The organism is Sodalis sp. RH15 (assembly GCF_047324255.1).
GTDB lineage: Bacteria > Pseudomonadota > Gammaproteobacteria > Enterobacterales > Enterobacteriaceae > Acerihabitans > Acerihabitans ligni.
This window is the reverse complement of the sequence record NZ_CP178738.1, coordinates 3,332,810-3,358,720: the sequence shown is the minus strand read 5'-3', so window position 1 is coordinate 3,358,720 and position 25,911 is coordinate 3,332,810. Positions and strand designations below refer to the sequence as shown.

The 25,911-nt window shown below is 55.5% G+C and carries 18 protein-coding genes; 6 read left to right on the top strand and 12 right to left on the bottom strand.

Annotated elements, in window-relative coordinates:
- Positions 1-150 precede the first annotated feature (150 nt).
- From ACL2XO_RS15290 to ACL2XO_RS15260, 7 genes are all read right to left on the bottom strand, one after another.
- Positions 151-2,616: a virulence factor SrfC family protein gene (locus ACL2XO_RS15290; protein WP_413740984.1), complete on the bottom strand. Its 2,466-nt coding sequence runs from the start codon at positions 2,614-2,616 to the stop codon at positions 151-153.
- Complete coding sequence (locus ACL2XO_RS15285; RefSeq protein ID WP_413740983.1) at positions 2,613-5,600, bottom strand: virulence factor SrfB; 2,988 nt, start codon at positions 5,598-5,600, stop codon at positions 2,613-2,615. Before ACL2XO_RS15285 ends, ACL2XO_RS15290 begins: the two co-directional genes overlap by 4 nt.
- Before the next feature lies 1 nt (position 5,601).
- Positions 5,602-7,221 (bottom strand): SrfA family protein, encoded by a 1,620-nt coding sequence (locus ACL2XO_RS15280; RefSeq protein WP_413740982.1) that lies wholly within the window; start codon positions 7,219-7,221, stop codon positions 5,602-5,604.
- A gap of 202 nt (positions 7,222-7,423) precedes the next feature.
- Positions 7,424-8,479, bottom strand: coding sequence for an alkene reductase (locus ACL2XO_RS15275; protein WP_132921537.1), 1,056 nt, complete (start codon positions 8,477-8,479; stop codon positions 7,424-7,426).
- Positions 8,480-8,656: 177 nt separating this feature from the next.
- Complete coding sequence (locus ACL2XO_RS15270; RefSeq protein ID WP_413740981.1) at positions 8,657-10,864, bottom strand: glycoside hydrolase; 2,208 nt, start codon at positions 10,862-10,864, stop codon at positions 8,657-8,659.
- Between the two features lie 313 nt (positions 10,865-11,177).
- Entirely contained in the window at positions 11,178-12,368 is a 1,191-nt protein-coding gene (gene uxuA, locus ACL2XO_RS15265; protein ID WP_203521380.1) for a mannonate dehydratase, read from the bottom strand.
- A 78-nt stretch (positions 12,369-12,446) separates the two neighbouring features.
- A complete protein-coding gene (locus ACL2XO_RS15260; RefSeq protein ID WP_132921540.1) occupies positions 12,447-13,205 on the bottom strand; it encodes an FCD domain-containing protein in 759 nt (252 codons plus the stop codon).
- 337 nt (positions 13,206-13,542) lie between these two features.
- Between ACL2XO_RS15260 and ACL2XO_RS15255 the strand changes: the two genes are divergently transcribed.
- The 4 genes from ACL2XO_RS15255 (at position 13,543) to ACL2XO_RS15240 (ending at position 18,088) form a co-directional block, all read left to right on the top strand.
- Positions 13,543-15,024, top strand: a complete 1,482-nt coding sequence (locus ACL2XO_RS15255; RefSeq protein WP_413740980.1) for a mannitol dehydrogenase family protein — start codon at positions 13,543-13,545, stop codon at positions 15,022-15,024.
- Between the two features lie 142 nt (positions 15,025-15,166).
- On the top strand, positions 15,167-15,703 hold the full coding sequence (gene cybB, locus ACL2XO_RS15250) for a cytochrome b561 (RefSeq protein ID WP_413740979.1): 537 nt from the start codon (positions 15,167-15,169) through the stop codon (positions 15,701-15,703).
- 129 nt (positions 15,704-15,832) lie between these two features.
- Positions 15,833-16,855, top strand: a complete 1,023-nt coding sequence (locus ACL2XO_RS15245; protein WP_413724488.1) for a sugar kinase — start codon at positions 15,833-15,835, stop codon at positions 16,853-16,855.
- Between the two features lie 324 nt (positions 16,856-17,179).
- Positions 17,180-18,088, top strand: coding sequence for an EamA family transporter (locus tag ACL2XO_RS15240; RefSeq protein ID WP_132921545.1), 909 nt, complete (start codon positions 17,180-17,182; stop codon positions 18,086-18,088).
- A gap of 447 nt (positions 18,089-18,535) precedes the next feature.
- On the opposite strand, the gene ACL2XO_RS15235 is transcribed toward ACL2XO_RS15240, so the two are convergent.
- The 3 genes from ACL2XO_RS15235 to ACL2XO_RS15225 all read right to left on the bottom strand — a co-directional run bounded on the left by ACL2XO_RS15235 (position 18,536) and on the right by ACL2XO_RS15225 (position 20,193).
- Positions 18,536-18,814 carry a hypothetical protein gene (locus tag ACL2XO_RS15235; RefSeq protein WP_214514101.1) on the bottom strand — a complete coding sequence of 93 codons (279 nt, stop codon included), beginning with the start codon at positions 18,812-18,814 and terminating at the stop codon, positions 18,536-18,538.
- 56 nt (positions 18,815-18,870) lie between these two features.
- Positions 18,871-19,359, bottom strand: coding sequence for a hypothetical protein (locus tag ACL2XO_RS15230; protein WP_413740978.1), 489 nt, complete (start codon positions 19,357-19,359; stop codon positions 18,871-18,873).
- 129 nt (positions 19,360-19,488) lie between these two features.
- Positions 19,489-20,193 carry an SDR family NAD(P)-dependent oxidoreductase gene (locus tag ACL2XO_RS15225; RefSeq protein WP_413740977.1) on the bottom strand — a complete coding sequence of 235 codons (705 nt, stop codon included), beginning with the start codon at positions 20,191-20,193 and terminating at the stop codon, positions 19,489-19,491.
- 176 nt (positions 20,194-20,369) lie between these two features.
- Here ACL2XO_RS15225 and ACL2XO_RS15220 point away from each other — a divergent pair, with 176 nt between their 5' ends.
- Positions 20,370-21,335, top strand: coding sequence for a LysR family transcriptional regulator (locus ACL2XO_RS15220; RefSeq protein ID WP_413740976.1), 966 nt, complete (start codon positions 20,370-20,372; stop codon positions 21,333-21,335).
- A 386-nt stretch (positions 21,336-21,721) separates the two neighbouring features.
- Here the strand turns inward: ACL2XO_RS15220 and ACL2XO_RS15215 are convergent, their stop codons facing one another.
- Both ACL2XO_RS15215 and ACL2XO_RS15210 read right to left on the bottom strand, forming a co-directional pair.
- Positions 21,722-24,139: a GNAT family N-acetyltransferase gene (locus ACL2XO_RS15215; RefSeq protein ID WP_413740975.1), complete on the bottom strand. Its 2,418-nt coding sequence runs from the start codon at positions 24,137-24,139 to the stop codon at positions 21,722-21,724.
- 461 nt (positions 24,140-24,600) lie between these two features.
- The gene (locus ACL2XO_RS15210) at positions 24,601-25,494 is read right to left on the bottom strand and encodes a PhzF family phenazine biosynthesis protein (RefSeq protein ID WP_413740974.1); all 894 of its coding nucleotides are present in this window, start codon (positions 25,492-25,494) and stop codon (positions 24,601-24,603) included.
- A gap of 109 nt (positions 25,495-25,603) precedes the next feature.
- Here ACL2XO_RS15210 and ACL2XO_RS15205 point away from each other — a divergent pair, with 109 nt between their 5' ends.
- Positions 25,604-25,876 (top strand): DUF3811 domain-containing protein, encoded by a 273-nt coding sequence (locus ACL2XO_RS15205; RefSeq protein WP_203521390.1) that lies wholly within the window; start codon positions 25,604-25,606, stop codon positions 25,874-25,876.
- The last annotated feature ends 35 nt before the right edge of the window (positions 25,877-25,911 follow it).

Genomic DNA, 25,911 nt, shown 5'->3' with positions numbered 1-25,911 from the left:
AAGGCCAGGAACAAAATTGGCATTCGGGAACCGCAGCCGGCCTGGTAACAGCCGGCCTATTGATAACCTGCAAACCATAGATTCATTTATATTATAGAAGGACGGCGCGGGTGCGCCGCCCTTGTCTGTGGTAGTCCGGCGTCCTGCGGGCTAACCGGCCATGCCGTCCAGTATTCTGGCTAGTTGGGTCCGCTGTTCAGCGGTTAATTCGGCGCCGCTGGAAAATCCCGCGTTTTGGATAATCATTTCCTTTAATCCCACCAGCCAGTCGTAAATATAAAAAGCGGTGATATTGGCAGGGGTGGGGGCCAGTTTGGTCAGACGACGGGAGGCATCCCAGCTTACCGCCTGTTTTTCCGGCCGGGCGAAAATCTTGTGGCCGCGGTTAACGCGGCTTTCGGGGCGCAGCGCTTCGTCAGTTTGCGGGAACCCCAGCCAGGCGACAAAATCTCCCAGCACGGTGAGCGCTTTGGTCACCTGGCGGTCGGCCCGGCTTTCCGGCGGCAGGTCCGCCGAATCGGCTTCGTTCAAGCGGGCATATAGCAGTCCGGGAATATCCAGCCGGACGCTGGCGATAATGAATTCCTCCACCAGTCGTTCCAGCGTGACTTTATCGACGCCCAGCAGGGACGTCAATCTATTGTTTTCCGACAGGCCCCGCAGGTGGTTGACCCAATAACGGTACAGGCCGCGGGCGTATTCCCGTTCATCACTCGCGGCGGCGGCCGGATAGCCGGTCAACGCGTCGCCGGCAACAGATGCTCCCGCGTCCGCCACCGGACCCTCGCTGAACAGGTCGATTTCAAAACCGATGCCGTAAGGCGCGGCGCTGTCCGCTGAGGCGTTTATTTCACCGTGGGCCGCCAGAGTGACGTTGTCACGCTGGCGCGACTGCTGTGAATAAAATCGGTACAACGCCTGCCGTGGGGGCAGTAGCTGTTTTAGCAATTCACCGTGCATGCCGGCGCGGGTTTGCAGCGTTTTCAGCAGCATATCGGCCACCCGCTCCTTGTCCGCCGGGTGCTCGGCCCCTTCGGGACGATACCAGCCGGCCAGCAGATTATGCCGCATATCCCGCTGCAGTTCCCGCAAGCCTTCGGCAATGCGTTCTTGTCTGATATCCCTGTTCAGCTCCGCCGCCAGGTGGGCCGCCATTCGCTTTATGCCCCGTTCGTCCATCGCCAGCACCGTGCCCCAGCTGTCGCCGGGGTTGCCCACATAGCGCTGTACCGCCTCGTCGCAGTTTTGCCCCTGGGTCACCCGCTGGTCGAATTCGCTTAATGCCCAGACAAGCCCCGGCTTATGGCGGCCGCGCAGACGCGCATTTTCTCCCTGGGTCTGCTTGACCCAGTACTCCAGCGTCCGGCCGACAATCTTGGCATCTCGCCGGTCGCCCGCCGCGGTACAAACCAGCAGCAGATGGTTTTGCTGGCGATCGGCATAGCGTTCAAGCAGACAAAGGCTTTTGGCGCGGACAATGGCATCGGCAAACGGTGCCAGCAACGTTCCCGGCGACAGCAGGCGATCCCGCGCCGTGCCGGCGTCCAGGCTGCCGCCATAGCCGGGGAAATCCACCATATCTACCTCATCGAACACGCCTTCACGGGGGGATGCTTGCAGCGGTATCAGCAGCTCGGCGGTTAAGAAGCTCAATTCCGCCAACGACAATTCCACCGGCTTGGCTGCGCCGGACCCGGAAATCGGGCGGACCGGAATCGCCGCATCCTCCGGCGTGCCCAGGCCGGTAAACGCCATGGCGTCAAGGAGAGCATCCGCCGGCAGGCGGGTATCGTCCACCAGCACCGAACGCGGCGCCAGGACCCTTACGGCGCCGGCCAGGGGGGCCAGCGCATGGGCCAGGCGGCGGTAGGCCTCAGTCAGTTCGGGAATGTCGTCCCATATTACCGAAAACAGCCGGGCGCGATCGTCAACCGCCAGATAAGGACACAATTCTACCGCCGCCGGCCAGAAGCGGGACGCTAATCGCTGTTGGCGGCGACGGTCGTGGCGGGATAGAAAATCCCACAGCGCGATGACCCCGTCGCCGCTAATGCCCGCCGCCGGCTCAGCCTGGCGATGCAATGAGAGAACCTGCAAACGATCGGCTATCTCCCCATCCTCCGGCACGGGCCGGGAGAGACCGGGGCGTGAGTCAAGCAGGAAGGCCAGGGTCAAGATTTTGAGAATATCCGCTTCATCAAGCAGCTGAAGCTGTACTGGAAATGCCTCATCCCGCGGCGCCGGTTGCCGGCTGAAACGAATAGCCGGCCCGGCGGACTGATGATCCGGATTGATGTGGGCGGCGAAATCCAGGGTTTCCCCCGCCAGGGCCGTTTCCAGCCGATGGTTTCCGCCGGCGGCCAGCGCCGAGATGAGCAGCGTTTTTCCCGCCTGGGAACGGCCGAAAAAGCCGATGGCGGGTCGGTGGGAATAGCCGTCCCGCCAGCCCTCGGCCTGGTTGTGGGCGCGACGCAGTTGAATCAGTAGACGATCCGCCTCCATATCCAGCCTGGGCGCGTTCCGGCGGGCCTGCCGCAGCCAATCGCACAGCCCGTCGATGCTTTGCAGCGTGGTATCAATGGGGTCCGGCAGAACGTGGAGAAGGGATGGATTCATAGCTTAAATACGCTCCCGCTGTCGATCCAATAAGAAGTGGTGCCTGAACCATTGCCGGCCAGGGTATTGAGGGTAAGGCGCAAATGATGGGCGGGAACACGATGTCCGTCGTCCAGTATCGCTTCCCCGATGGCGAAACGCTCCGGGCCGGACGGCGTTCCGCCCCCGGTAACCTTCAGCCTGACGTGCAGCGCATTGCCGCCGGCTACCCGCCGCGCCAGATCGGGGTCGGCAATGGACAGTGTATACAGGGGCGAAGCCGGCCAGCGGTCGTTGTCAAGCTGACGGAAACCCAGGCACACAGCGCCCCGCAGGGTAAATCCGGCTTTGGGATCCAGTGCAAAGTCAGGGGCATCAAGATCGATATCGCGGTAATGCACGTTTTCGTCCGCCAGGGCACGATTGCCGTCCAGCGTACCCAGATAACGCAGCGTGGAATAGGGCTGGAAATCCCCGGCGTTAAAATAAAAACCCGGCAGGCGCAGATTGAGCGCCAGCAGACAGAGCATCGCGCCTACCGCGGCAGTGGATTTCGGATTGTCGATATGACCGTCGGTGTTAAACGGATACCAATCGCTGGTGTGATAACCGTCCAGTGGGAGGATGCGGTTGATGGGCAGTGGCTGCAGGTGCCTGAACAGGGCCTGGATGCCGGGAAAACGGGACGGACGTCCGGTAAGCAGCAATATATCGCAGGAATACAGCGACACCACTTCCGTCAGCGAACGCAGATGGCGGGTTATGGACAGCCGGTTGGATAAAAAGTCCCCGTGCAGATTTTGCAGACTGACCACCAGAGGGGCGCGCAATATATCGAATGAGCCGTTCCCGGCGCGCAGCTCTCCCCTGATTTCGTTATGAATGTAATCCAGAACACCGGACGTGGGCCGCTGTGCCAGCTGTTCGCCGAAGGTTGTCTCGATTTCGGCGCTGCCGTCCAGCGGGTCGAAACCCTCATAGGCTGCCAGGATAGAACGCCCCACCGGCATGAAAATTTGCAATGTCGCCTGCTGGCGCAGCGCGGAGTGGCCGTCGTTTCGCCCCTGGTCGCCGAACAACCGGGCCATAAGAGACTCCGGATCGGCCGCGCCGGCCTGCTTCAGGGCGCTTTGCAGCGCCGGCAGCACATAAAGCCGCAGCACATCCAGCAGGATATCGTCGCCGGCCACTTTAAACCCTTCCCTAAACAGCAGCTGCGGACTGATTCTGGCATTGCCGCGGCCTTTCTCCAGCAGCCGGTAATCGGTGATGGCCAAATCAGTGGTGCCGCCTCCGATGTCTATTGACGCGATACGCAGGGTTTTACCCGCCGGCACGCCCTCGGACGGCGCTTTATCCGGTCTCGCCATGCTGGAGAAAAACGCCTCGGTGCGGCCGGCGAAGTTCACCCGGGCCTCGTTATAGAGATATACCATCTGCCCGCAGGTGGCCTCATCCCACTCCATCTGGACCTCAGGCACCGGCATCCGGCTTTGCTGTCGCTGGCCGGGGGTGGAAAAATCATCGTCCGCCGGATGCCAGCCCATGGCTTTCCATACCAAACCGATAGCCTCATTCATCCGGCGACGGAAAATTTCCCGCTCCGGTTTCGGCAGCGCCGAGGGCAGGGTCAAAATAATGGTTCGCAGCCGGCGCGGCGCGGCGGAATGCGGCATTTTGAGCCGCTGCGCCGCGCTGTTGATTTGCATCAGCGCCTGAGCCAGCAGTTCGGTGAGCATAAAGGTCATTAACGAACTGCGGCTATAATGGGGGGAGAAAACCGGCAGACGTTCATCGGGGGGCAGGCCGTACAGCGGCTGACCCTCATCATTCATCAGCACCGTCAGCGGCATGGCGACGGCGGGCGGCTCAAGGGGGGCGTTAGGCAGCCCGCCGCCAAAGCGCCATCCCGGGGCATAGCTCTCCTCATCCCATAAGTAGCGGCGGGGGCTGGATAGTCCGGTGGCGCCGTCGGTGCCCCGGCGCATGATGGCCATACGGGCGGCTTCCCGGCCCACCCGGGTGATGGACGGCCAGACAAATGCGTCGTGCCGCCCGCTCTCCACGGAATAATTTTGCTTGCCGAAGACGGCCTGGGCGAACTCCACCCGGCTTTCGAACAGTTCATTATAGAGACAATGCGGCCGGCTTAAATCGCGTAGGTGCAGTTCATAGACGTTTTTTAAACCGTCCACTTCCTCGGGATGATCCTCCACCAGGATGCCGCAGGTATGGGAGTTGCCCACATCCAGGATCAGATCTACGCTGACGGCCGGTTCCTGCAGCGTTTCGGCGCTGAGCTTTATTTCCGGCACGGTTAATTGACTGCCCAGCATATGCAGTATGTTCAGGTAATGCGCCTGGTACTCGAAGGTCCGCAGGGCCAGGCCTATCTCACCGCTGCTGCGCTGTTCCAGCGACCCCGCCCGCTGGCTGAAAACCTCCCGCAGCCAGCCGTCCACCCAGGTTTGATCGAGAAATTCGCCCAATTCATTATTGCGGTAGGCCAGGGCGAAACCGAGTCCGGTCTTGCCATCGCTTTCATTAGGGGCCAGCCCTTCGTTGCCCTGGTCCTCGGCATAGACTTTGGTATCGAAGGCCATACTGACCCGGTGGGTATTGCCGTGTTGATCCGGTGCGTCCAACGCGATGATTTGCACCCGCGCCCAGTTATCCGGTCCCCCCAGAAAAGTGCGCGGCGGGTTGAAGCGGAAAAAGGGCAGCGGCAGCCAAAGTTTATCCAACAGCGTTAATGACTGTTGCAGCGAAAAGCTGAATTCGGGTTTTACCACCTCCGGCGCCGTGCCCGCCGGTCCGGGCAGCAGGTATTTGCCGGTCTGTTCGTTATAGGTTAGACGCAGCAACGGACCGTTGACGCTTTGCCGTACGAACTTGGCCGGACTGTCGTCGTCAACGGCCGGTTTCAGGGCAAAATCCAGAAACTGGATACCGCTGTTCTGAATAAGCGCAATTTTCTGTTTATAGTCTGTGATGGAAGCCAGCATATTATTTCACATTCTCACGCTTTATCTGGGTGGGAAAGGCCTGGCCGTTGTCATAACGACTCTGGCAGTCCGCTATCCCGGTCAGGCTTTGTTTACAGACAATTTGCGGCATGCGGTAGGTGGAACCGTCGCTGCAGCGGGCATTTTGCCGGCTTTTGATCACCAGATTGCCCGATTTCATCAGGCCGGCGTGCACATCCGCCCGGCAGATGGTGCCGTCTCCATACCGTATCTTCGCCACGCCGCCGCCGTTTTTAACCTGATACTCGAAACTCACCGCCTTGCCGCCGGTCACCGGATTCTTGCTGTCGACGCTGACCTGCCAGCGGCCATTGAAAAATGTGATGGAGCCCGCCTTCACCGCCTCGGCAGGCAGCCGCAGGGCGTTTTTCATCTGCGAGGGAGATAAGGGTGCACCCATTTGTGACACCGTAACTTGCTCTGTCGGCACAATAGAGGAATGGGTCGCGCCCGCGGCACTTTCATCATTCGCCGCTGCGCTGCGATTGCCTTGGGCTGAGGCGGTGTTTTCAGCGCCGGCGACGGCTTTGCCATCGGCTGAAGCACGGGCTTCATTAGCGGTGGCATAGGCCGGTCCGGCATTCATCTTACCCTCAGCGGCATTACCGGCGGCCTGGGCCGTCCCTGATAAAACATCGTTGCTGGCGGCGGCGGATCCCCCCACCGGGACACCGCTGCCGTCGGCAGCCGGGGCCGGACTAATGGCCGTGGTGGGCCGGTTCCTGCCGGTAGCCGCAGGGACGGAGTCTGTCTGATGGTTGGTTTGACCGGCGGGCGTGGCGCTCATGGGCGTAGTGGGCGCCACGACTTGCGGCACCATCACCGGGGCCGATACCGGAGGCCATTCCGGACTGTTCGCCAGATAGCCGTACAGCTGAAAGACCAGAATCGCCGCCAGCGCCAGGGCCGGCAAAATCCACCACAGCCGGCGCCTGTGCCGCCGGCCCTTGGTTTTTGGCAACGCCGTGGTAGTTTCCGGTTGCGCCCGTTGGACGGTTTCGTCCATGCCGGATTCCATGTTCGACACGCTGGCGGGTTCGGGAATATCAGGTTGTCCGATGAGCCGGGGGGACGATTGCCGGGCAACGGTCGGGGGAATGTCAATAGGATCGTGCCGGACCGGGATCATTACCGGTTCGGGAGCCGGCGGGGGCGGGCGCAGGCAGTCGAGGGGATCGGCGCGGGATTTTTCATCGAGTTTAACGAAGCCCCAGAAGGTGAGCACCGCTTTTTCGCCCACCAGGTAAACATGATTCTGATCGGGAAACTGAATAGCTTTAGCCAACAGCATACCGAACAGTTTTTGCGCGGCTTTTTCCGCCCTTTGCGCCCGGCGGCTGATATCGGCTACCGTGGCCTGGCACTGCTCCAGCTGACGCAGGGCCGAAGCGCGCTGGCTATCGTCGGCGGCGGCCCATGTCGTGACCTTTCCTTCAATGGGTGCATACCAGTCAAGCCTTTCATCCTGCTCATGGGGCTGGGGAATGGCCAGGCAATCAAGAAGCTGCTGCTGCCCCCGCAGGCGCAAGGTTTCCCGCAGCTGTACCGCCGATGCATAAACCGGCAGCCCGTCTTCCCCCAGCGCGAGGAGACCGTCCAAACTTCCACTGCGTAAGAAAGCACTGCGTAAGAATGCACTGCTTAAAAATGATTTCGCCACGCAAAAGAGACCCATTGTGAGAAATGTCTAAAGCAGAAAATAATGCGCTATCTGCAACAATGGATACTCTAGTACGATTACGGGTAAATCAAACGGCCGAATAAGCGGCAAAACGTCTGAATATTTGAGCCATCGCCTTTTTTCAGGACAGGGTCGGGTAATCGGTATAGCCGATGCCGCCTTCAGCGTAAATCGTTCCTTTGTTAAGGGGATTAAGCGGCGCGTCCTGTTTAAACCGCTGCACCAAATCGGGATTGGCGATATAGAGATTGCCGAATGCCGCCGCGTCGGCCGCCCCCTGGCTTATCAACGCCTCGGCGGAAGCTTTGGTTAATCCTTCGTTGGCAATCCAGGCGCCGGAGAAGGTTTTTCTCACCTGCGGCCCGATACGATCGGGAAAATCCAGCGATTCGCGGGCAAAGATAAAGGCCAGCCGGCGCTTATTCAGTTCTTCCACCACGTAGCCGAACATGGCGCGGGGATTGGAGTCATGCATGGAATAGGAGCTGGACATCAGGTTCAGATGCACGCCGAACCGGTCCGCCGGCCAGACGGTTAACAGCGCATCAACGGTTTCCAGCAGGAAACGCGCCCGGTTGGCGATGGAACCGCCATAACGATCGGTGCGTTTGTTCGAGCCGTCATGGAGGAATTGATCGAACAGATAGCCGTTGGCCGCGTGGATTTCAATACCGTCAAAACCGGCGCGTTTGGCATTTTCGGCCCCGCGGCGAAAATCCTCCACGATACCGGGAATTTCTTCTGTTTCCAGCGCACGGGGCACTTCATAGGGTTTCTGCGGCCGCAGCGTGCTGACATGGCCTGCCGGCGCGATGGCGCTGGGAGCCACCGGCAATTCGCCGTTTAAATACGCCGGATCGGAAATCCGTCCCACATGCCATAGCTGAATGACTATTTTGCCGCCGGCCTGGTGCACGGCCTCGGTAACCTCGCGCCAGGCGGCAACCTGCTGTTCCGACCAGATCCCCGGCGTATTGGGATAACCCACTCCCTGCGGCGATACCGACGTGGCCTCGGTGAGGATGAGGCCGGCGCCGGCACGCTGAACGTAATATTCTTTGGTCACCGGTCCCGGACTGCGTTCATTGACGGCCCGCATGCGGGTCAATGGGGCCATGACGATGCGATTGCTCAGTTCAAGGGCGCCGATTTTAACGGGCTCATATAAAGAAGGCATATATGTTCTCCATGGAAAAACAGGCTGGGCTAGCCGTCGATTAATCTTACCGGTAAGGAAAAGCCGTTATATTTCTGATGCAAGATTCATTTAAGCCTTTTTTGTCACGGCCGGTGTTACTGCATGTGCGATACGGCGCGGTATAACAGGCCGGGCAAACGCAGGTTGATGCCTTTATCATTGCGGGTCGCCGTAACTGACATCCAGGATACGGCCGTCAGACAGTCGGGCTCGCAGGCTGTGGGCAGCCACATCGCCAAAAGGCCGGTCGCCAAAATTGGCTGTCAGCTGCGATCCGTCGCTGAATGATGTCTGTTGCACCCAGCCGGCCTGGTCCAGCCAGCAAAAACCGGTCAGCGCCTTATCCCACAGCGCCTGGTGCAGCGGCCGGAAGGCCGCATCCGCTTTTTTGATTTCAGGCAGCCGGTCCCGCAGGGTGCCGCGGCTGAGGTTGAACAACGGCGGAGTGTTATAGAGCTGGCTGAGCAATGCACGGACGGTTTTGACATCGCTGAATTTGAGGTTGTCATAGTTCCAGTGGTGGCTGCTTATCACCGCATCATGATAAACCGCCTGATACAGCGGCAGACGGTAGCGCGGGTCAAACTGGACGGTGAGATAAGGCTGCTTCACCTTTGCCGGGCGAAAGAAGAGATCCGGCTGCGCGTTGGGCCACCAGCCGCCGAGATAAAAAGGAGATTGTTTATTCTGATGCATATCCTTATCCCCCCAGCCGAAACCCCAGGTTTCCATGCCGTGGGCAAACATGAGGTGGCGCGCGTTCACCGCATTGCCATCTTCGGAGCCCAACGGCAATTTAACGGTATTGCTGAACCAGGCAAGCCGCGCGTTGCGTGCCTGCGCCATATCCGCCGCTCCCGTGGGGTGTTCCGGATGATAATCGTCAGACACCATGCCCGTACCGTCGACATCCAGAAACAGGCTGTTGAGCCCGGCCAGTTTTACCAGCTCGGCCATGCGTTGCCGTGAAAAGGACAGCATGCAGTGGGGATTGAGATAGTACCCCTCGCCGCCGAAACCGGGTTTTTTGCTGCCGTCTGACTCCACGATGGCGCATTTTTCCCGCAGCGCCGAAGGTACTTGCGCGGTAAGCCAGCTATCGTTAACGCCGCGAGGAATCGCGGTATCATAGGAGTCGTAGCTGGCTATCAGGTAGCCTGATGTTTTAGCGGCGGCTACCGCCTGCGGGTGCAGAAATTCAGCGGTCCAGTTGTCTGTGCCTAACCATAGCCTGGGCAATCCGGCCTGATGCAATGATTCGAGAAGCGGCGTGGACAATCCCTGGCCCCAGCTTTCGGCGGGCGAGAGATAGGCCCCCAGCTGGCGTAGCGCCAGATGGCGTACTCCGACGGCGTGCCGCTGCTGCGCCGGCAGTGAAAAATCTCGATCCTGCGGCACCTGCGCCAGCAGGGCCTGATTGAGGGCTTCTACCAGGGCCGGTTGCTGCCAGGAAGCGGGGGCGCGGCCTTTGAGCCGTTTTATGGCGTCCCGTGCTTCCGTTTCCATCTTTTCCCACAGCCCGGCGCCGGCCGGAGATTGCAGGTAATCCATCAATTCCGGCCATTTTTTTACATCTGCCTGGTCCAGCAGCATGCCGCCCCACAGATAGAGATGGGTGGCGCCAATGAGTTTTTCGCCTTCCGGCGCAATCTTGATTTTATCCCACAGCGAGCTGAATTGTCCGCTTTGCCGGAGGTATTCACGATAGCGTATCGCGCCTGAAAGCGGCGTGTCTCCGACATGCAGCAAGACCTCGAAGGCGTGCTGTCGGTTAAAGCGATTGAATCGGTGAAGGCTATGCATCTGCAGGCGGGCGTCGGCAACACTGAAAGTGATCTCATTGCTAAACGGGGTGAGCAGCAGCCAGCTATAGAATTTTCCCTCCTGTTCCTGGCTCCATAAGGGGAGCTTCAGGTTCCAGTTGGTGTCCATCGGCGACTGTTCACTGACTATATACTCCTGCCAGAGAGGATTATCCAGCGGTATCCGGCTGCCTTCTCCCATGGGCAGCAGCAGCGCGGAGGCCTGTGACGGCAGGGTGAACCAATCCAATGCCTGCGGCTGTCCGCTGCTGAAACTCAGGCGCAAATCGTTGCCTTCCAGCACGGCGGTAACTTGCATGCCGCATTCCGGCCACTCCCAGTGGGCCGACGCCATAGATTGCCGTAATGAACTCACTTCATGGGGTATCTTAGGACTATTCACCAGCCTGTCGCCGGCGCTGATTTGCAGCGTGGCCGGATCAATATCAAACAGCGCGGATCCCTGCTGCAATCGCACGGCATCGGCAGGGGCAGGGGCAAGGGTAAGGGCGAACAGGATCAGACCGGCGACCAAAGTGATAGAGAACGGATTTTTTTTCATCAGGGGGAAAGTTCACCTTATGATTAAACGGAATTCAGCGTGGCCACGATACGGTGTAAAGCATAAACGGAGCATCAAGACAGGCGGCATAGCCCACAAAGCAGATTAATACCATGAAGGGGGTACTGTATGAGGGAGGATAGCTAATTTAGTTACAACATACATATGTATAATTATAATTCTTTCATTAGCTACATTTGATAAACCACACTTTCCGCCAGGGGCGGTGGCGCTCTATAAGGTCCCCTGACCGGCCGCTGTCCGGAAAGGGGGGAATAACGCCGTTATCCTGGGTTAAAATAAAGGCCGGCTGCTACTTCAGATTAGGAAAACACAGGCGACGCACCGCCAGTTCCACACCCCTGACTTCGGCCAGGCCTTTTAACCGACCGATGGCGGAATAGCCGGGGTTGGTTTTCTTATGCAAATCATCCAGCATTTGGTGTCCATGGTCCGGGCGCATGGGAATAGGGCGCTGGTCGCCCATATCCTGCCGGCGCTGTTCTTCCCGTAAAATGGCGGTAACAACTCCCACCATATCCACGTCGCCCTGCAAATGCGCCGCTTCATGGAAGCTTTTGGGGTTCTCTTCGCGGACGGTAGAGCGCAAATGGGTAAACCAAATGCGATCGCTGAAGGTTTCCGCCATTTTAACCAGGTCGTTATCCGCCCGCACGCCGTAAGAACCGGTACAGAAGGTGAAGCCGTTGGTGGGGGCGGGGACGGCCTCTTTCAGCCACTGCATATCCTCAATGGTGGAGACGATGCGCGGTAAGCCCAGGATCGGACGCGGCGGATCGTCCGGGTGTACCGCCAGACGGATACCCGACGCTTCGGCCACCGGCACGATTTCCCGTAGGAAATAGGCCATATGTTCGCGCAGGGCCGCTTTATCGATATGGGCATATTCCGCCAGGCGCGCCCTGAACTGCTCGAGAGTATAACCCTCTTCGGCCCCCGGCAGGCCGGCGATGATGTTATTGGTCAGTTGGGTAATATCCTGCTGGCTCATATGATCAAAATAGGCTTTTGCCTGTTTTTTCTCATCATCGCTATAATCCGCCTCAGCACCGGACCGCCGCAGGATGTGCAGCTCGAACGCCGCAAAAGCGATATGGTCGAAACGCAGCGCCTTGGAGCCCTCCGGCAATTCGTAGCCCAGGTCGGTACGCGTCCAGTCCAGCACCGGCATAAAGTTATAGCAGACGGTATCGATACCGCATCGGCCGAGATTGCGCAGTGTTTGCTGATAGTTGGCAATGTGCTGCCTATAGTTGCCGGTTTGGGTTTTGATTTCCTCGTGCACCGGCACGCTTTCCACTACCGACCAAACCAGATTCTTGGCCGCCAGTTCCGCTTTGCGCTTTTCGATTTCCTCTACCGACCAGACTTCGCCGTTGGGAATATGGTGCAGGGCGGTCACCACGCCGGTTGCGCCGGCCTGGCGGATATCGTCAAGGGAAACCGGATCGCCTGGTCCGTACCAACGCCATGTTTGTTCCATAGTTCAATCCTCATCATACAGGTAATTAAGCCGCAACCGCCGGCCAGTCAACCGGCGGTTTTTCAGCAAAACAGTCGGCTACTCGTTTATAACAGCGGGGATGGAGGTAAAAAGATAGCCGTCGAACCCCGGGTCCTCGCTGTCGGATAAGGTCAATAAAGTCTGTTTGACGTTTTCCAGATGCTGCCACATCGCCTGCCGGGCCTTTTTCGGGTCCCGCTGCTGTAAAGCCATCAGTATGCCATGATGATCCTCAAGCCACTTCAGGCGGTAATCCTGCCCGACAATATGGGTGTGTAATTTTTGCCACATGGGACTGCTTTGCCGGCGCAGCCACAGGGTATAGACCATCTCCTCCAGCAGGGCGTTTTGCGTGGCGCGGGCAATCAGCAAATGGAATTTTTCATCGCCGTCATAATCGGTCAGGCCCGCTTCCAGCGATTGACGTTCGTGGGCCAGCGCCTGCCGCATCTCGGCGATATCGGATTTATTCACCTGCGTCGCGGCGAAAGCCGCCACCTGGCTTTCCAGCAGCTGGCGCGCCTGCAGCATTTCGAAAGGGCCGACATCATCGCCGAAGGGTTGGTAATCACTCTGCCGGCTGCTGTCTTGTGACGGCAAGCGCAGCACATAGACGCCGGAGCCGCGGCGGACCTCGAGAATATCTTCCACCTCCAGCATTACCAGCGCTTCGCGAATCACCACCCGGCTGACGCCCAACAGCTCGGCGATATCCCGCTCGGGGGGCAATCTGGAACCCACCGCATACTGACCTGATGCCAGCAGTGTTTTCAACTGCGCACCGACCTTTTGATACAACCGTTTCGGTTCCGCCATTGCTTAACTCTTCCTTTGATTGACTGGATCGCGCCGATGCGGCAATTTCTTTCATTTAACCGCTGATAATCTCATAGCGGGCTCGATAGTCGCCCGTAGTCTAAATTGGTTATCCAATTTAGCGGTCATTGCCAGACAGGATGCTGGCTCCGGACAGCAAAGTCAAAAGTTCCGGCTGAATTGGTTGATCAGGTTCACAAATCTAATAAATTAAACAGACCAATATGGTATTTTTACCAAAATTGGTATGATATCTATCGCGGTCACATCATAGGCACCACGGGATCCGACATGATCCTGATGGCTCTCTTTATTGTCCTTTCTTCATGGAGAACACATGGACACCACCATAGCCACCGCCGAACTTCCCGCCGCCATTTCCCAGCCTGCCTACGATCGCGGCATGCTGCGCAGCCGTATCGTCCATCTGGGATTCGGCGCCTTTCACCGGGCCCACCAGGCTTTATTGACCCACAGGGTTTTATCGCTCGAGGGTGGGGATTGGGGCATCTGTGAAATCAATCTGGTGGGCGGCGAGGAGCTGATTAGCGCTTTGCGCCAACAGGACCATCTGTATACGGTGCTGGAAAAGGGCGCCGAAGCGAGTCATGGACATGTTATCGGGTCCGTACATGAATCAATGCATCCCGCTTTCGACGGCATGGAAGCGGTACTGGATAAACTGGCCGAACCCCAGGTGGCCATCGTCTCGCTGACCGTAACCGAAAAGGGCTATTGCATGCTCGCGGGCGGCCGTCATCTTGATTTAAACAATCCCATGATAGCTGCCGATTTAGCCGCGCCGCAAAATCCCTCATCCGCGCCGGGCGTTATCGTTGAGGCGCTGCGCCGCCGCCGGGAAAGAGGCCTGGGGGCGTTTACCGTGCTGTCGTGCGACAATATTCCGGAAAACGGCCATGTGGTCCGGCATGCGGTGCTTGAACTGGCCCAGGCGCAGGACGCAGGCCTGGCGCAGTGGATAGCATCCTCGGTCACTTTTCCCAATACCATGGTGGATCGTATCGTGCCCGCCGCGACGCAGGATACGCTAAATGATATCGCACGGGTGTTGGGGGTCCGGGATCCCTGCGGTATCGCCTGCGAACCCTTTATCCAATGGGTGGTGGAAGACAATTTCGTCGCCGGACGTCCGGCGTGGGAAAAGGTCGGCGCCGAGCTGGTAAAGGAAGTCTTGCCTTATGAAGAGATGAAGCTGCGGATGCTGAACGGCAGTCACTCGTTCCTGGCCTATTTGGGTTACCTGGCCGGCTACCAATATATTGACGCCGCTATGGGCAGCGATACCTATCGCCGGGCTATCCGCGCGCTGATGATGAATGAACAGGCGCCGACGCTGAGTATCACCGGCGTGGATTTAGCCGCCTATGCGGATCAGTTGGCTGAGCGGTTCACCAACCCGTCGCTGCGCCACCGGACCTGGCAAATCGCCATGGATGGCAGCCAGAAACTGCCGCAGCGCATGCTGGATCCGATTCGCTGGCATTTGCGCCACGGCGGCCGGTTTGATTTCCTGGCGCTTGGCGTGGCGGGGTGGATGCGTTATGTGAGCGGGGAGGATGACCGCGGCCAACCCATCGATATTCGCGATCCGTTGCTCAAAGAGATCCGTTCCGTCTGCGAAACCGGCTCCGACGGAGCTGAACGGGTCAAAGCCTTGTTGTCACTGGGGCATATTTTTGGTACGGACCTGCCGGGAGACAATGATTTTGTCCAGAGCGTGACCCGAGCCTACTTGCTGTTGCAGCAGCAGGGTGCGGAGAAAACCGTTAGCCAACTGGTGCAAGAGGGTATCCGCTAATCCAGGAGCGTTAGCCAAGCCGCGGGCGTCAAACCGGCAAAAAACAGGCAATAATTCCAAAGCGTGGAGAGCGAGGCATATAATGGTCCGGGAACCCGTTATGATAGGAAATGCAGTCTGATCTTCTTAGGGGAAAAGCGCTATGCGGAAAAAGTATTCATCGCTGCAAATGGGTTTTCACTGGGTTATCTTCATTCTGATCGCCACTGCCTACGCCGCCATGGAACTCAGAGGCTTCGCCCCCTATGACAGCGCCCTGCGAAAAGGGATAACGACCTTGCATTATACCGCCGGCGTCAGCGTACTGATCCTGATGGTACTGCGCATCCTGGTGCGTCTTGCCGCTCAAACGCCGGCCATTGTTCCGCAACCGCCGCGCTGGCAGATGATTCTGGCACACCTGGTACACGGCGTGATGTACCTGATGTTTGTCTGCTTGCCGCTGCTCGGGCTGCTGACGCTCTATTTTGGCGGCAGGGAGTGGGTCTTTTTCGGTTATACCATGCCGGTGCGGGATATCCCGGACGCCGATATGCAGTCCCGGTTGCGCGATATCCATGAGCTGATTGCCAACACCGGCTATTTTATTATCGGCCTGCACGCGGCGGCGGCGCTGTTTCATCATTATATAATGCGCGACAACACCCTGGAGCGAATGCTGCCCGGCAAGCCCCGTTAAAAATAAGGTTCCGGCGAAACATTATCAGATTTTTTAATCAATCGATGCACCGCGGGTAATTTGGTTATTGTCCATCGACGTTATTTAGGTGATACAATTATCGCCTTGGATTGAACATAGAGTAACAAAATGAAAGTGTTAACTTTTGGTGAAATGATGCTTCGATTGAAACCGCTCGGCAACAATCGCATCATTCAGTCGGATGTTTTGGAAGCAACCTACGGCGGCGCTGAAGCCAACGTCGCCGTATCTTTAGCCCTTTTAGGCAATGACGCTGCGTATTTGACCAAATTGCCGGGCAATCTGCTGGGAGACACGGCGCTGTCCGCGTTGCGTAAATACGGCGTGGATACCTCGAAAATTCTACGCGGCGGCAGCCGTCTGGGCATTTACTTCTTTGAAAAAGGCGCCAGCGTTCGCTCCAGCAATGTGGTGTACGATCGGGCCGGCAGCGCCTTCGCCGAAGCTGCCCGTAATGAGTTCCAATGGGATGAGCTGCTCAAGGGCGTTGATTATTTTTATTTTTCGGGCATCACCCCGGCCATTTCAGCAGAATTAGAGCAGGTGGTTACCGACGCCTGCATTTATTGCAAGGCGCATAACATACCGGTTGTTTGCGATATGAATTACCGCGGCAAGATGTGGAAGCCTGAAAAAGCCCAGGTGGTCATGTCCAAGCTGATGAATTATGTCAGCATTTGTATCGCCAATGATGAAGATTTTGAAGCGACGCTGGGCATAGAAGCCTTCGACGGCGATATGTCCCGCGGCATTGAGCAAAAAGATTCATTCAAAGCCGGCATGCTTGCCGTCGCCAAAAAGTATCCGGGCTGTAAAATAGTAGCCAGCGTCCTGAGAAACATCCACTCAGTGGAAGAAAGCCAATGGATGGGACTGTTGCTCAAAGATGGCGAGTTTTACGAAACCACCCGCTATAATTTGCACGTCATGGAAGGGGTGGCCGCCGGCGACGCGTTTGGCGCCGGGTTGATGCATGGACTGCTGCATGGGTTTGGCGCACAGGAAAATATTGATTTTGCCATTGCCGCCAGCGTATTAAAATTGACCGTCAGCGGCGATTTAAATCTGGTGCAGGAATCTGAAATACGCTCAGTGATGAAAAAGGGAGGCGGCGCCAGCATGAGCCGGTGAGTTATTGCAAGGATTGACTCTTTAGCACGCGTTTAATGCGAATAGTGAGAAGGGGATACAACCAGGTATCCCCCTGATAAATATCGCATGGACAGATATTGCGATCTCATTAATTGCTCAATATATATACAGATATAGCCATTCATCCCGCATATCGCCTCAGACTGTACTGCTTTTTTTCAATCGCAACTGTCTATAGAAAAGAAGTTGTTTCCCCTGTATTTTGTATTAATACGTTAAGAAACGCGACGCGCATGGTCCGGCCGGCCGGGATGTCCTATACAAGGCATTTGAGTGATGTCGTTATTATGAAAGGAACCGGGGATGTCGGTAAAAGATACGCTGTTGGCGCTGTTGGTGGTGGTCATTTGGGGCGTTAATTTTGTGATTATCAAGATAGGCCTGCACGGCATGCCGCCTTTTTTATTGGGCTGTTTGCGGTTCCTGCTGGTTGCGATTCCGGCCATCTTTTTTATCCCGGCCCCCAAAATCCCCCTAAAATGGCTGGCGTTTTATGCGTTAACCATCAGCTTCCTGCAGTTTGCCTTCCTGTTTGGCGCCATCAATATCGGCATGCCCACCGGCATCGCCTCATTGATTCTTCAATCCCAGGTTTTCTTCACCATTATTCTGGGCACGTTTTTCCTGTCGGAAAAAATCAAGGCGATGCAGATTGTGGGTACGCTCATCGCGGCGGCGGGCATAGGGATACTGGTTGAGGGCGGCATGACCAATACCTTGTCCGCCATTCCGCCGCTCGGGTTGTTATTGACACTCACCGCCGGGCTGTTCTGGGCGTTTGGCAATATCAGCAATAAAATCATTATGACCAACTCGCCCAAGACGCCGATTCTTTCGCTGGTCGTCTGGAGCGCGCTGATTCCGGTTGTTCCCTTTTTATTGTGTTCCTGGCTATTTGAAGGGCCCAAGGCCATCGTTGACAGTCTCGTCAATATTAAAGCGCCCACGATATTTTCACTGATTTATTTGGCTTTTATTTCCACCATTATCGGCTACGGCTTATGGGGTAAGCTATTGTCCCGCCATGAAACCTGGCGCGTGACGCCGTTTGCGCTGCTTGTGCCGGTTGTGGGACTCACCAGCGCCGCGTTGATTTTGGGTGAAATGCTCAATGGCCTGCAATTTATCGGCGTTGCCGTCATTATGCTGGGGCTGCTGATTAATGTTTTCGGCCCCCGCTTGATGAACCGAAAAGCGGCGCATCAGATTTAATATCCTGACACTTCTGTATAGAATGGTATCAATTGGTTGTTTATTGCATCACATGATTTTTTGCTATATTGGCAGGTGATAAAAAACCGCTTAAACATTATTGATGCTCTTTGGTAGATATTTAAATTCATATTTCTATAGCATCCATTATGCAAAGTTGATTTGTTATTAATCCCTTTATAAAATAGGGGGTTTACGGTAACAAAAAAATGAGTTTCAGTAAAAGCATTGCTCTTATGGTATATGGCTTTTGATCGAAATGTTTTGATACCATTATCGGCTGTTTAACATACATACTGTCCTGGTAAATCGCGCCGGCGGATTGCGTGAGCATCCTTCCGGCTAACAGCAGAATTCTCTTAGTTCCCCCTTTGATGCATTCATCTCAATATGGATTTCTGTTATATTGACGTCCAGATCACTAAATACCTTATAGGACGATACCGCTCAATGATTAACCGATTCGCCCTGGCCGCTATTGCGGCTGCCTTTGCGCTGACAGGCTGTGCAAATCAAGCGGCCAATAAATCCGCTTCTGATTTTTCCGCCGGTGAAACCCTGGTCACTATTACTGATGTCCCCACAACGGCCTCCGATGGCTCGACCGTATACGTCACCGTTGACGGTAACGACGCAGCGGCACTGATAGGTGGAGAAAGCGTATCGCTGCATGTACCTGCAGGCAAGCATCAGATCGGCGGCTATGCCCGGTCGCTGGTCGGCCATGTCACCATCCCTTCGGTTCAGGTCACTACCACACCCGACAGCGAGAAGCATGTCGTTTATACGTTAGTGAACGGTAAACCGGTATTTGCCGAACGGGATGACGCCGCGAAATCAAAGAAGAAGACAGCTGCGGCAACACCTGCACCCACCACGACACCTGCACCCACCGCAACGCCGGCAGCCACCACGACACCGGCAACCACCACGACACCGGCGGCCACCACAACACCGGCAACCACCACAACGCCAGCAACCACTACAACGCCAGCAACCACCACGACACCGGCGGCCACCACGACACCGGCGGCCACCACGACACCGGCGGCCTCCACAACACCGGCGGCCACCACAACGCCGGCGGCCACCACGACACCGGCGGCCACCACGACACCGGCAACCACCACGACACCGGCAACCACCACGACACCGGCAACCACCACGACACCGGCGTCCACCACGACACCGGCGTCCACCACGACACCGGCGGCCACCACGACGCCGGCGGCCACCACGACACCGGCAACCACCACGACGCCGGCAACCACCACGACGCCGGCATCACAGTGATAAAAGATTGCCGCCAGGTCTCTTTTCCATTGTCATGATCTTCTGCGGCGCATCCCCGGTATGCGCCGCTGTCAAATATTGTCGCGAAGGTATCAAAACCCGATTACTCACCAGGGTACGGTTTTTCCAAGATAATCAAGATAATGCAACCCGGAGCGCCCCTCGTGCGCCTCGATGGTGCCTATGAGTGCCGGAATGCTTTCTTGTATGCTCAAACGTGCTTCCGGTCCCCCCATGTCCGTACGTACCCAGCCGGGTGCCATAAGCAGCAATGTCCGGGAATCTCCGCTGTGCCGCGCGGCAAAGCTGCGCATAAACATGTTCAGCGCTGCTTTGCTGCCCCGATACACCTCGTAATTACCGTTTGTATTATTGGTGATGCTACCTTGTCCTGAAGACATCACGCCAATGGTCCCGGTGGGCGCAACAAGATCCTGCAACGTCTCGATCGCCCGCATCGGGCTCAGAGAGTTCGTTACCATCACCCTGATAAACTCATCGGTGGAGACGTCCGCTATGGTTTCGCCATCGTTATTTTTGACGCCGGCGTTCACAAACAGCAGATCAAAACGGCGATGTGCCAGTCGTGCGTGTAATTCATTGACCTGGCGGGGGTCCGTAATATCCACCGTCTCAACTTCCAGCAGGCTGGAAAACTGTTCAGCAATCTGGTTAAGCCGGTCTTTCGAAGAATCACGCCCGGTTGCGACCACCTGCCAGCCGCGCTGCAGATACTCCAAAGCCATAGCAAAACCCAGGCCACGGGATGCGCCGATGAGAAGAGCCGTCTTCTGCGTAGAATGTGTTGTCATCAATCATTTCCTCATGGTTTGCGCCTGGTGGCGATGACTCCGGAATCAAGGCCATCTTTGGCTGGTGATTTCATCGGATTTTATCATGCTTAATACCAGGCGGAAGGCGCAGCATCTGCACTGATAACATGCATCAGACGCCTTTCATCCTTTTTCAGGCCAGGATACAATGCGGTATGACTGAACCAGACCTCAATTTACTCATTGCCCTTGATGTGCTTCTTGCCGAGGGAAGCGTGGCCGGCGCAGCGCGCCGTCTTGGATTAAGCGCCTCGGCAATGAGCCGAACCCTCGGCCGTCTTCGCACCGTAGCCGGGGATCCGTTACTGGTCAGGGCAGGGCGTCACATGGTGTTAACGCCTCATGCCGAAGCGCTACGCGAACGCGCTCAGCATGCGGTGGCGGAGGCTCGCGCCATACTGAGCCCCTCCACGGCAGAACTGGATTTACCAACGCTTGCGCGAACCTTTACCCTGCGTACCAACGAGGGTTTTGTGGAGGTTTTCGGCCCTTTGCTTATCACCCAGGCGGCGTTAATAGCGCCTTCGGTGCGTCTGCGTTTTGCGCCAAAGCCAGAGAAAACTTCATTGCCTTTACGCGACGGACTGGTTGATCTTGAGATAGGCGTCTTGGGGGAAATGGGGCCGGAAATACGTTTACAAATGCTGTTCAAGGACCGGTTCGTGGGAATTGTAAGAAAGGGCCATCCGTTGACACTGCTGCCTGAGGTGACAGCCGGGCAATATGTTTCTTTCGGGCATGTTGTCGCTTCCCGCCGCGGACGGATAAGCGGACCGGTAGATGAGGCACTGGCCGAATTAGGGTTGGAACGGAAGATTGCTGCCGTGGTGCCGAGCTTTTCCGCCGCGCTGGCTGTGGCCATGGCGTCAGATTTAGTTGCGCTTGTGCCGAAATCTTTCCTTAAATATCAATATATTGACAATGATGGCGTAGCTTCCGGCACGCTCTATGCCTTCGAGCTTCCTGTGAAAACCAAAGGGATTACGGTATCGCAGATGTGGCATCCGCGTTCAGAAGTTGATCCGGCTCATCGCTGGCTCCGGCAGTTGGTGCTAAGCGTTTGTCGCCAGCGGGCGCCGGAGCTGCATAACGGTTCTGCTTTAAAGACTGAGGTGCGCTGAATTCAGGCCCGCTGTGAACGAAAAGAAACAGAGTGGAAAAAATCAATTTAACGGTGCGCTACGTGAAATCTGCAAGGAAATGGTAGCCAGTTAGTTTCAGATTTCAAGTATCGTCATCATAAGAGGAGGGTGTTTAGACTGATTCGCCCGGGCTTTTATCAGTTCTTTAAACCATGGATTCAATTTAACATAATATACATTATACGCACCAATAAAGCAGAGGCAAAATTGTTATGCTGCTTTTAAGCTGGTTCAAGGTCACCGGATATGACCGCGGGCAGACATCTGGATCCCACATGTCCGCCGCTAGCCCCGTATACATCAGCCACGTCATTGCAGCGACTGGCGCGGCGAACCAAGGCGCTGACATTCCATTTAGTTGTTTTTTAGTTGTTTGTTCCTGGCTGATCGCCATGCTCCTCCAACTGCTGCACGTCAACAAATACGCCGCCAGGGTCGTATTCCAGCCGGAGCCTTTGCAGTTGCTCCCAGTTCTCAGCGGCGAAGCACCTGCTGGTCTCGCTGGCCCTGGTCTCAAGATCGTACTCATTGATATAACTGCTGCGGGCAATCTCCTGAAGCTCGTCATACATCCGTTTTAACCAATTTCGATTCATACTGTCATCTTTCGCATCGTTCCATTGGGCATAGGTCGTTACAAAAAACTTGCCGTATGCCGAAAATGCTGCTTGCGGATAGGTGGTCACACCCCGCCAGAGAATCACTGCAAGGGTACGCTGGGAAGGCGCGTCTGAAAAATACCGGGATAGGATGGAAACCAATTCCTGCGTGTTATCTGTAAGGATATTGTCGGCACAAAACCTTTTTGATGCCACCATGTTGTTGAACTGCTCGTAAATGGCCTCGAAGTTTGAGGGCTGATCGATGGCCAAAGCTGTAAGTGGCAGCTCCAGGCTGGTTTCAAAAGATTCGCGTAGCGCTTGCGCTTGTTGTGGGCTATCGGCAAACGCCAAGATATTTAGCAGCGCTGCTGGTGTGCCACCCGATGTCGGGGGGCTGACAGACACCATTGCCTGAAGATTTGTAGGAGGAGATGCGTCTTCAAACCGCGCCAATAAATCGTGCAAATGCGTGAAAGGTAGCGTGTATAAGCTGTTGGTTATTACCCGAGGCAGTGAGTAGCAGCTGAGGTAAAAACGGGTCACAACAAAAAACGAACAGGGTCCAGCGCCACGGGCGGCCCAGAACAAGTCTGGCTCCTGGGTTTCGGAAACATGCCGTAGACGACCGTCCGCGGTGACAATGTCCAGGGCTTGTACGTTGAATACGCTCATCCCTCCCCATTGGCTACAGTTGATTCCGAGCCCTCCCCCCAACAGGAATCCGCTGATACCCACATCTTTTACATGCCCTGTGGGAAAAGCCAAACCGTGCAAAGCCAGTGCATGACTCAATTGACCGCTACTGACCCCAGGTTCAACGATGGCGCGCTTGCGCCGGCTATCGATATCAAGTCCCTTCAAGCCGGAAATGTCCAACATCAGCGTATCAAAGCGAAGAAAACAACCGGAATAGTTGTGCCCACTGCCACGTACGCTCACTTCCATGCCTCGCTCCTGGGCAAATACAATCGCGCGAATCACATCGGCCTCAGTCGCGGCGCGTACTATTACCGCAGGTCTACGTGTTGGACCTCGACTTTTCCAGGCACTGGTGAGATACCACTCATCAAAGGCGGGATGCGAAGCAAGACGAACCTCGCCATCCAGTTGCGAAGCCAGCTTCAGTCGAGACAGAGAAGTCTGCGTAGCGGCGGATATTCCCGGATCCTGACTGATGATGGAATAGAGTCGTTTCGGTTTAAACCCCAAGTGAGTCTTGATGCGGGAATTCAAGCGGCCGCACTCGATAAGATTAATTCCTCTTTCGAATGCATAGCGATACACGGCAGATGCGGCCAGGGTGTAAGGGCTGAAATCGGAACTCTCATAATCCATGCCTGCCGACCAGATATGGAGAGCGCCATCTTCCTCGAAGCAGATAAAGCCGCTGACAATTTGCCCGTTCTGTTCTACGACGCTAAGGCGAACCAGATCGCCGCAAAGACGGCAAAAACCGGCCAATTGTGATTCTGGCCAATAATGGGGCGTTCCAAGCCGTTTGGCGGTCGGATAACACAACAGGGCCAGTTTCTCAATTTCATTATCAAAGGGAGGAGCAAGTATTCGAACTCTCGCATCGCTGCGGTTAAAGATACGAAGCTGGCGTACCATTTCGTAACGCCCGTATTTGGGCAAAGACTGCATAAAACTGTCAAAATCCGGAAAAGCATCCAGTTCGATTGAAAATTTATCCACCATGTAGTTTATATCTAGCCCATAACGTTGAGCCTCACGCAAGAGCACACCATCCTGTACATTGAGAAAACAGAAATAACGCGCCTGCTCAGCCTGTGCGATACCCGTAAGAGCATCGAATATTTGGGCATACAGAATAGGGGCATCGCCCAACATCGGTATTGTGGTGTCCGTACAATGTATAAAATGACTAAACAGTCCGCGCTCTTCAGATTCTATCGAGAGCTTAGCGGAGGAAACCAATAACCCTAACGGATCAACGGACCGAAATTCTTGAAGATAAATCGGGACCAGAGCAACCAGCCTTCCCTCGTCCCGCGCAAGCAAATAGAAGATTTTAATGACGTTTAACAAGGGTGACTGCTCAGCCGCGATAAGAAATCGCAGATCGTAAAATATGGGCGCCTTGCTTTGAAGAAAAAACGCGCGATACTCAGCCGGATCTAGGTCTTTAGCACTATTGAGAATATCAAGGGTGGTCGTCATTAAATCCTCCATAGTTTATCGGATTGGCAGATAATTTGACTGAATGGCATAACCGTAACGACTTTGTACTCAAGTTGACTAAAATAGGCTGGCAGATAATTCGGTGGATTGGATATATTTTGTAGCATACATCTTTCATGTGGATCTTGATCAGCATCTCATCATCACCAATTCTAAAAAATTGGAACATCCCCCTTCTTCAATCTCTTTTTACAGTTATAATATTTTTTCTTTAATATGTTGAAGCGTACTGATATAAATAGATTATCTGACGACAAGACGCCGTATTTTCCGCGACGATATGAGAGCCTGATATAATTCTGTTTTGCAAAATCGCCGCATTCCTTATAGAAAAAATATTAATCAGGTTAAAAACCTGAATATACCGATTTATGAAATAAAATAAACCCGCGCTCAGGCAGGTTTATACGATTCGTCTGCAATGGCGATAAAGGCTTGATTTAAAGACGGAGCGTTCCGTCAATCAACGTGCGCACCTCGCCGCCTATCCAGACCTCGTCATCAACGAAGCGTACCGAAATCCGTCCGTCACGCTCTAATGCGGTACCCTGTCGGGCAAGATATTTTACCGCTGTGTTGCCGCCATCGGGAAAACCGGCGCTTTTCAGGATGCGCGCCAAACAGGCATTGGCGCTGCCGGTAACCGGATCTTCCACCAGGGTATGATGCTCAACCATAAAAGCCCGAACCTCATAATCCGCCGGACCGTTCGCCTCATGCAAACCATACACCGCGACGCCATTCACATTGAGTACTGACTGTAACAATTCAATTGCCGCCAAATCCGCGGCGATATCCAGACAGGATTGTGCATCGGCCATGCGCACCATCAGCCAGCTTACTCCCATGTCGGCGATCGTCGGCACGCCGCCGGGAAGGATCGTACCGCCCGGCAAGGCTTTTTTTAGCAGCGCCTGTTGCTCGTCAGATATTGGCTGGAGTGTAACGGGCGGTGCGGCGAATGCCAGTCCGTCATCGCCTTGCAATTTTACCCGCACCAGTCCGACCCCGCACTCCTGCAATAAAAATCCAGGCCGTTTGGGTTTCAAGCCCGCTTCCAGCAAAGCATGGGCCGTGCCCAGGGTCGGATGCCCGGCAAAGGGCAACTCTTTATCGGTGGTAAAGATTCTCACCCGGTAATCCGCCGCGGGATCCACGGGCTTAAGCACAAAGGCGGTTTCGGAAAGATTGGTCCAGCGCGCAATAGACGACATCTCGGCGTCGGTCAACCCTTCCCCATCCAGGATCACCGCCAGAGGGTTACCCTTTAACGGTTTGGCGCTAAATACGTCGACTTGTTTAAATTTCCGCGGTTTTTGGGTGCGAATTTCCAATTTTTTCTTCCTAAATAGAGCTTAAATTATGTTTATGCTTTTTTTTTTACTGAGCCTGAGCTCACTTTCCTTTACAATGATTGTCCTTGCCATCCTCAGGTAAATATTTATGCCTATTCCAAAGCTGACGCAGCAAGACATGACGGAAAGCGAGCAACGCCAACTGAAGACTTTACTTGATAAGGCCCGTATAGCACAGGGTCGTCCGCTGACAAACTCTGAAACGAATCATATCAAGGATGATTATATCGACAAACTCATGGCGGAACGGGAAACGATCGCCAAAAAGGCCAGGGCCGAACATAAAAAGAAAAAACTTAAGCCTGATATCTCAGCAACGTATGAATGGACTTCCAATATGCATACTCGTGGTCGCCGCTGAATTTCTCGGTACGGATATGTCTTGAAAAGCAGGCC

Bases quoted from the DNA above. Each gene is read 5' to 3' on its own strand.
- ACL2XO_RS15260 (WP_132921540.1), bottom strand. From the start codon at position 13,205: ATGGCGGAACCGAAACGGTTGTATCAAAAGGTCGGTGCGCAGTTGAAA.
- uxuA (WP_203521380.1), bottom strand. From the start codon at position 12,368: ATGGAACAAACATGGCGTTGGTACGGACCAGGCGATCCGGTTTCCCTT.
- ACL2XO_RS15290 (WP_413740984.1), bottom strand. From the start codon at position 2,616: ATGAATCCATCCCTTCTCCACGTTCTGCCGGACCCCATTGATACCACG.
- ACL2XO_RS15285 (WP_413740983.1), bottom strand. From the start codon at position 5,600: ATGCTGGCTTCCATCACAGACTATAAACAGAAAATTGCGCTTATTCAG.
- ACL2XO_RS15220 (WP_413740976.1), top strand. From the start codon at position 20,370: ATGACTGAACCAGACCTCAATTTACTCATTGCCCTTGATGTGCTTCTT.
- ACL2XO_RS15205 (WP_203521390.1), top strand. From the start codon at position 25,604: ATGCCTATTCCAAAGCTGACGCAGCAAGACATGACGGAAAGCGAGCAA.
- ACL2XO_RS15215 (WP_413740975.1), bottom strand. From the start codon at position 24,139: ATGACGACCACCCTTGATATTCTCAATAGTGCTAAAGACCTAGATCCG.
- ACL2XO_RS15245 (WP_413724488.1), top strand. From the start codon at position 15,833: ATGAAAGTGTTAACTTTTGGTGAAATGATGCTTCGATTGAAACCGCTC.
- ACL2XO_RS15275 (WP_132921537.1), bottom strand. From the start codon at position 8,479: ATGCCTTCTTTATATGAGCCCGTTAAAATCGGCGCCCTTGAACTGAGC.
- ACL2XO_RS15270 (WP_413740981.1), bottom strand. From the start codon at position 10,864: ATGAAAAAAAATCCGTTCTCTATCACTTTGGTCGCCGGTCTGATCCTG.
- ACL2XO_RS15225 (WP_413740977.1), bottom strand. From the start codon at position 20,193: ATGACAACACATTCTACGCAGAAGACGGCTCTTCTCATCGGCGCATCC.
- ACL2XO_RS15240 (WP_132921545.1), top strand. From the start codon at position 17,180: ATGTCGGTAAAAGATACGCTGTTGGCGCTGTTGGTGGTGGTCATTTGG.
- cybB (WP_413740979.1), top strand. From the start codon at position 15,167: ATGCGGAAAAAGTATTCATCGCTGCAAATGGGTTTTCACTGGGTTATC.
- ACL2XO_RS15235 (WP_214514101.1), bottom strand. From the start codon at position 18,814: ATGGCCGACCAGCGACCGGGCATAGCCGCCGATCTGATGCTTGCCTGC.
- ACL2XO_RS15255 (WP_413740980.1), top strand. From the start codon at position 13,543: ATGGACACCACCATAGCCACCGCCGAACTTCCCGCCGCCATTTCCCAG.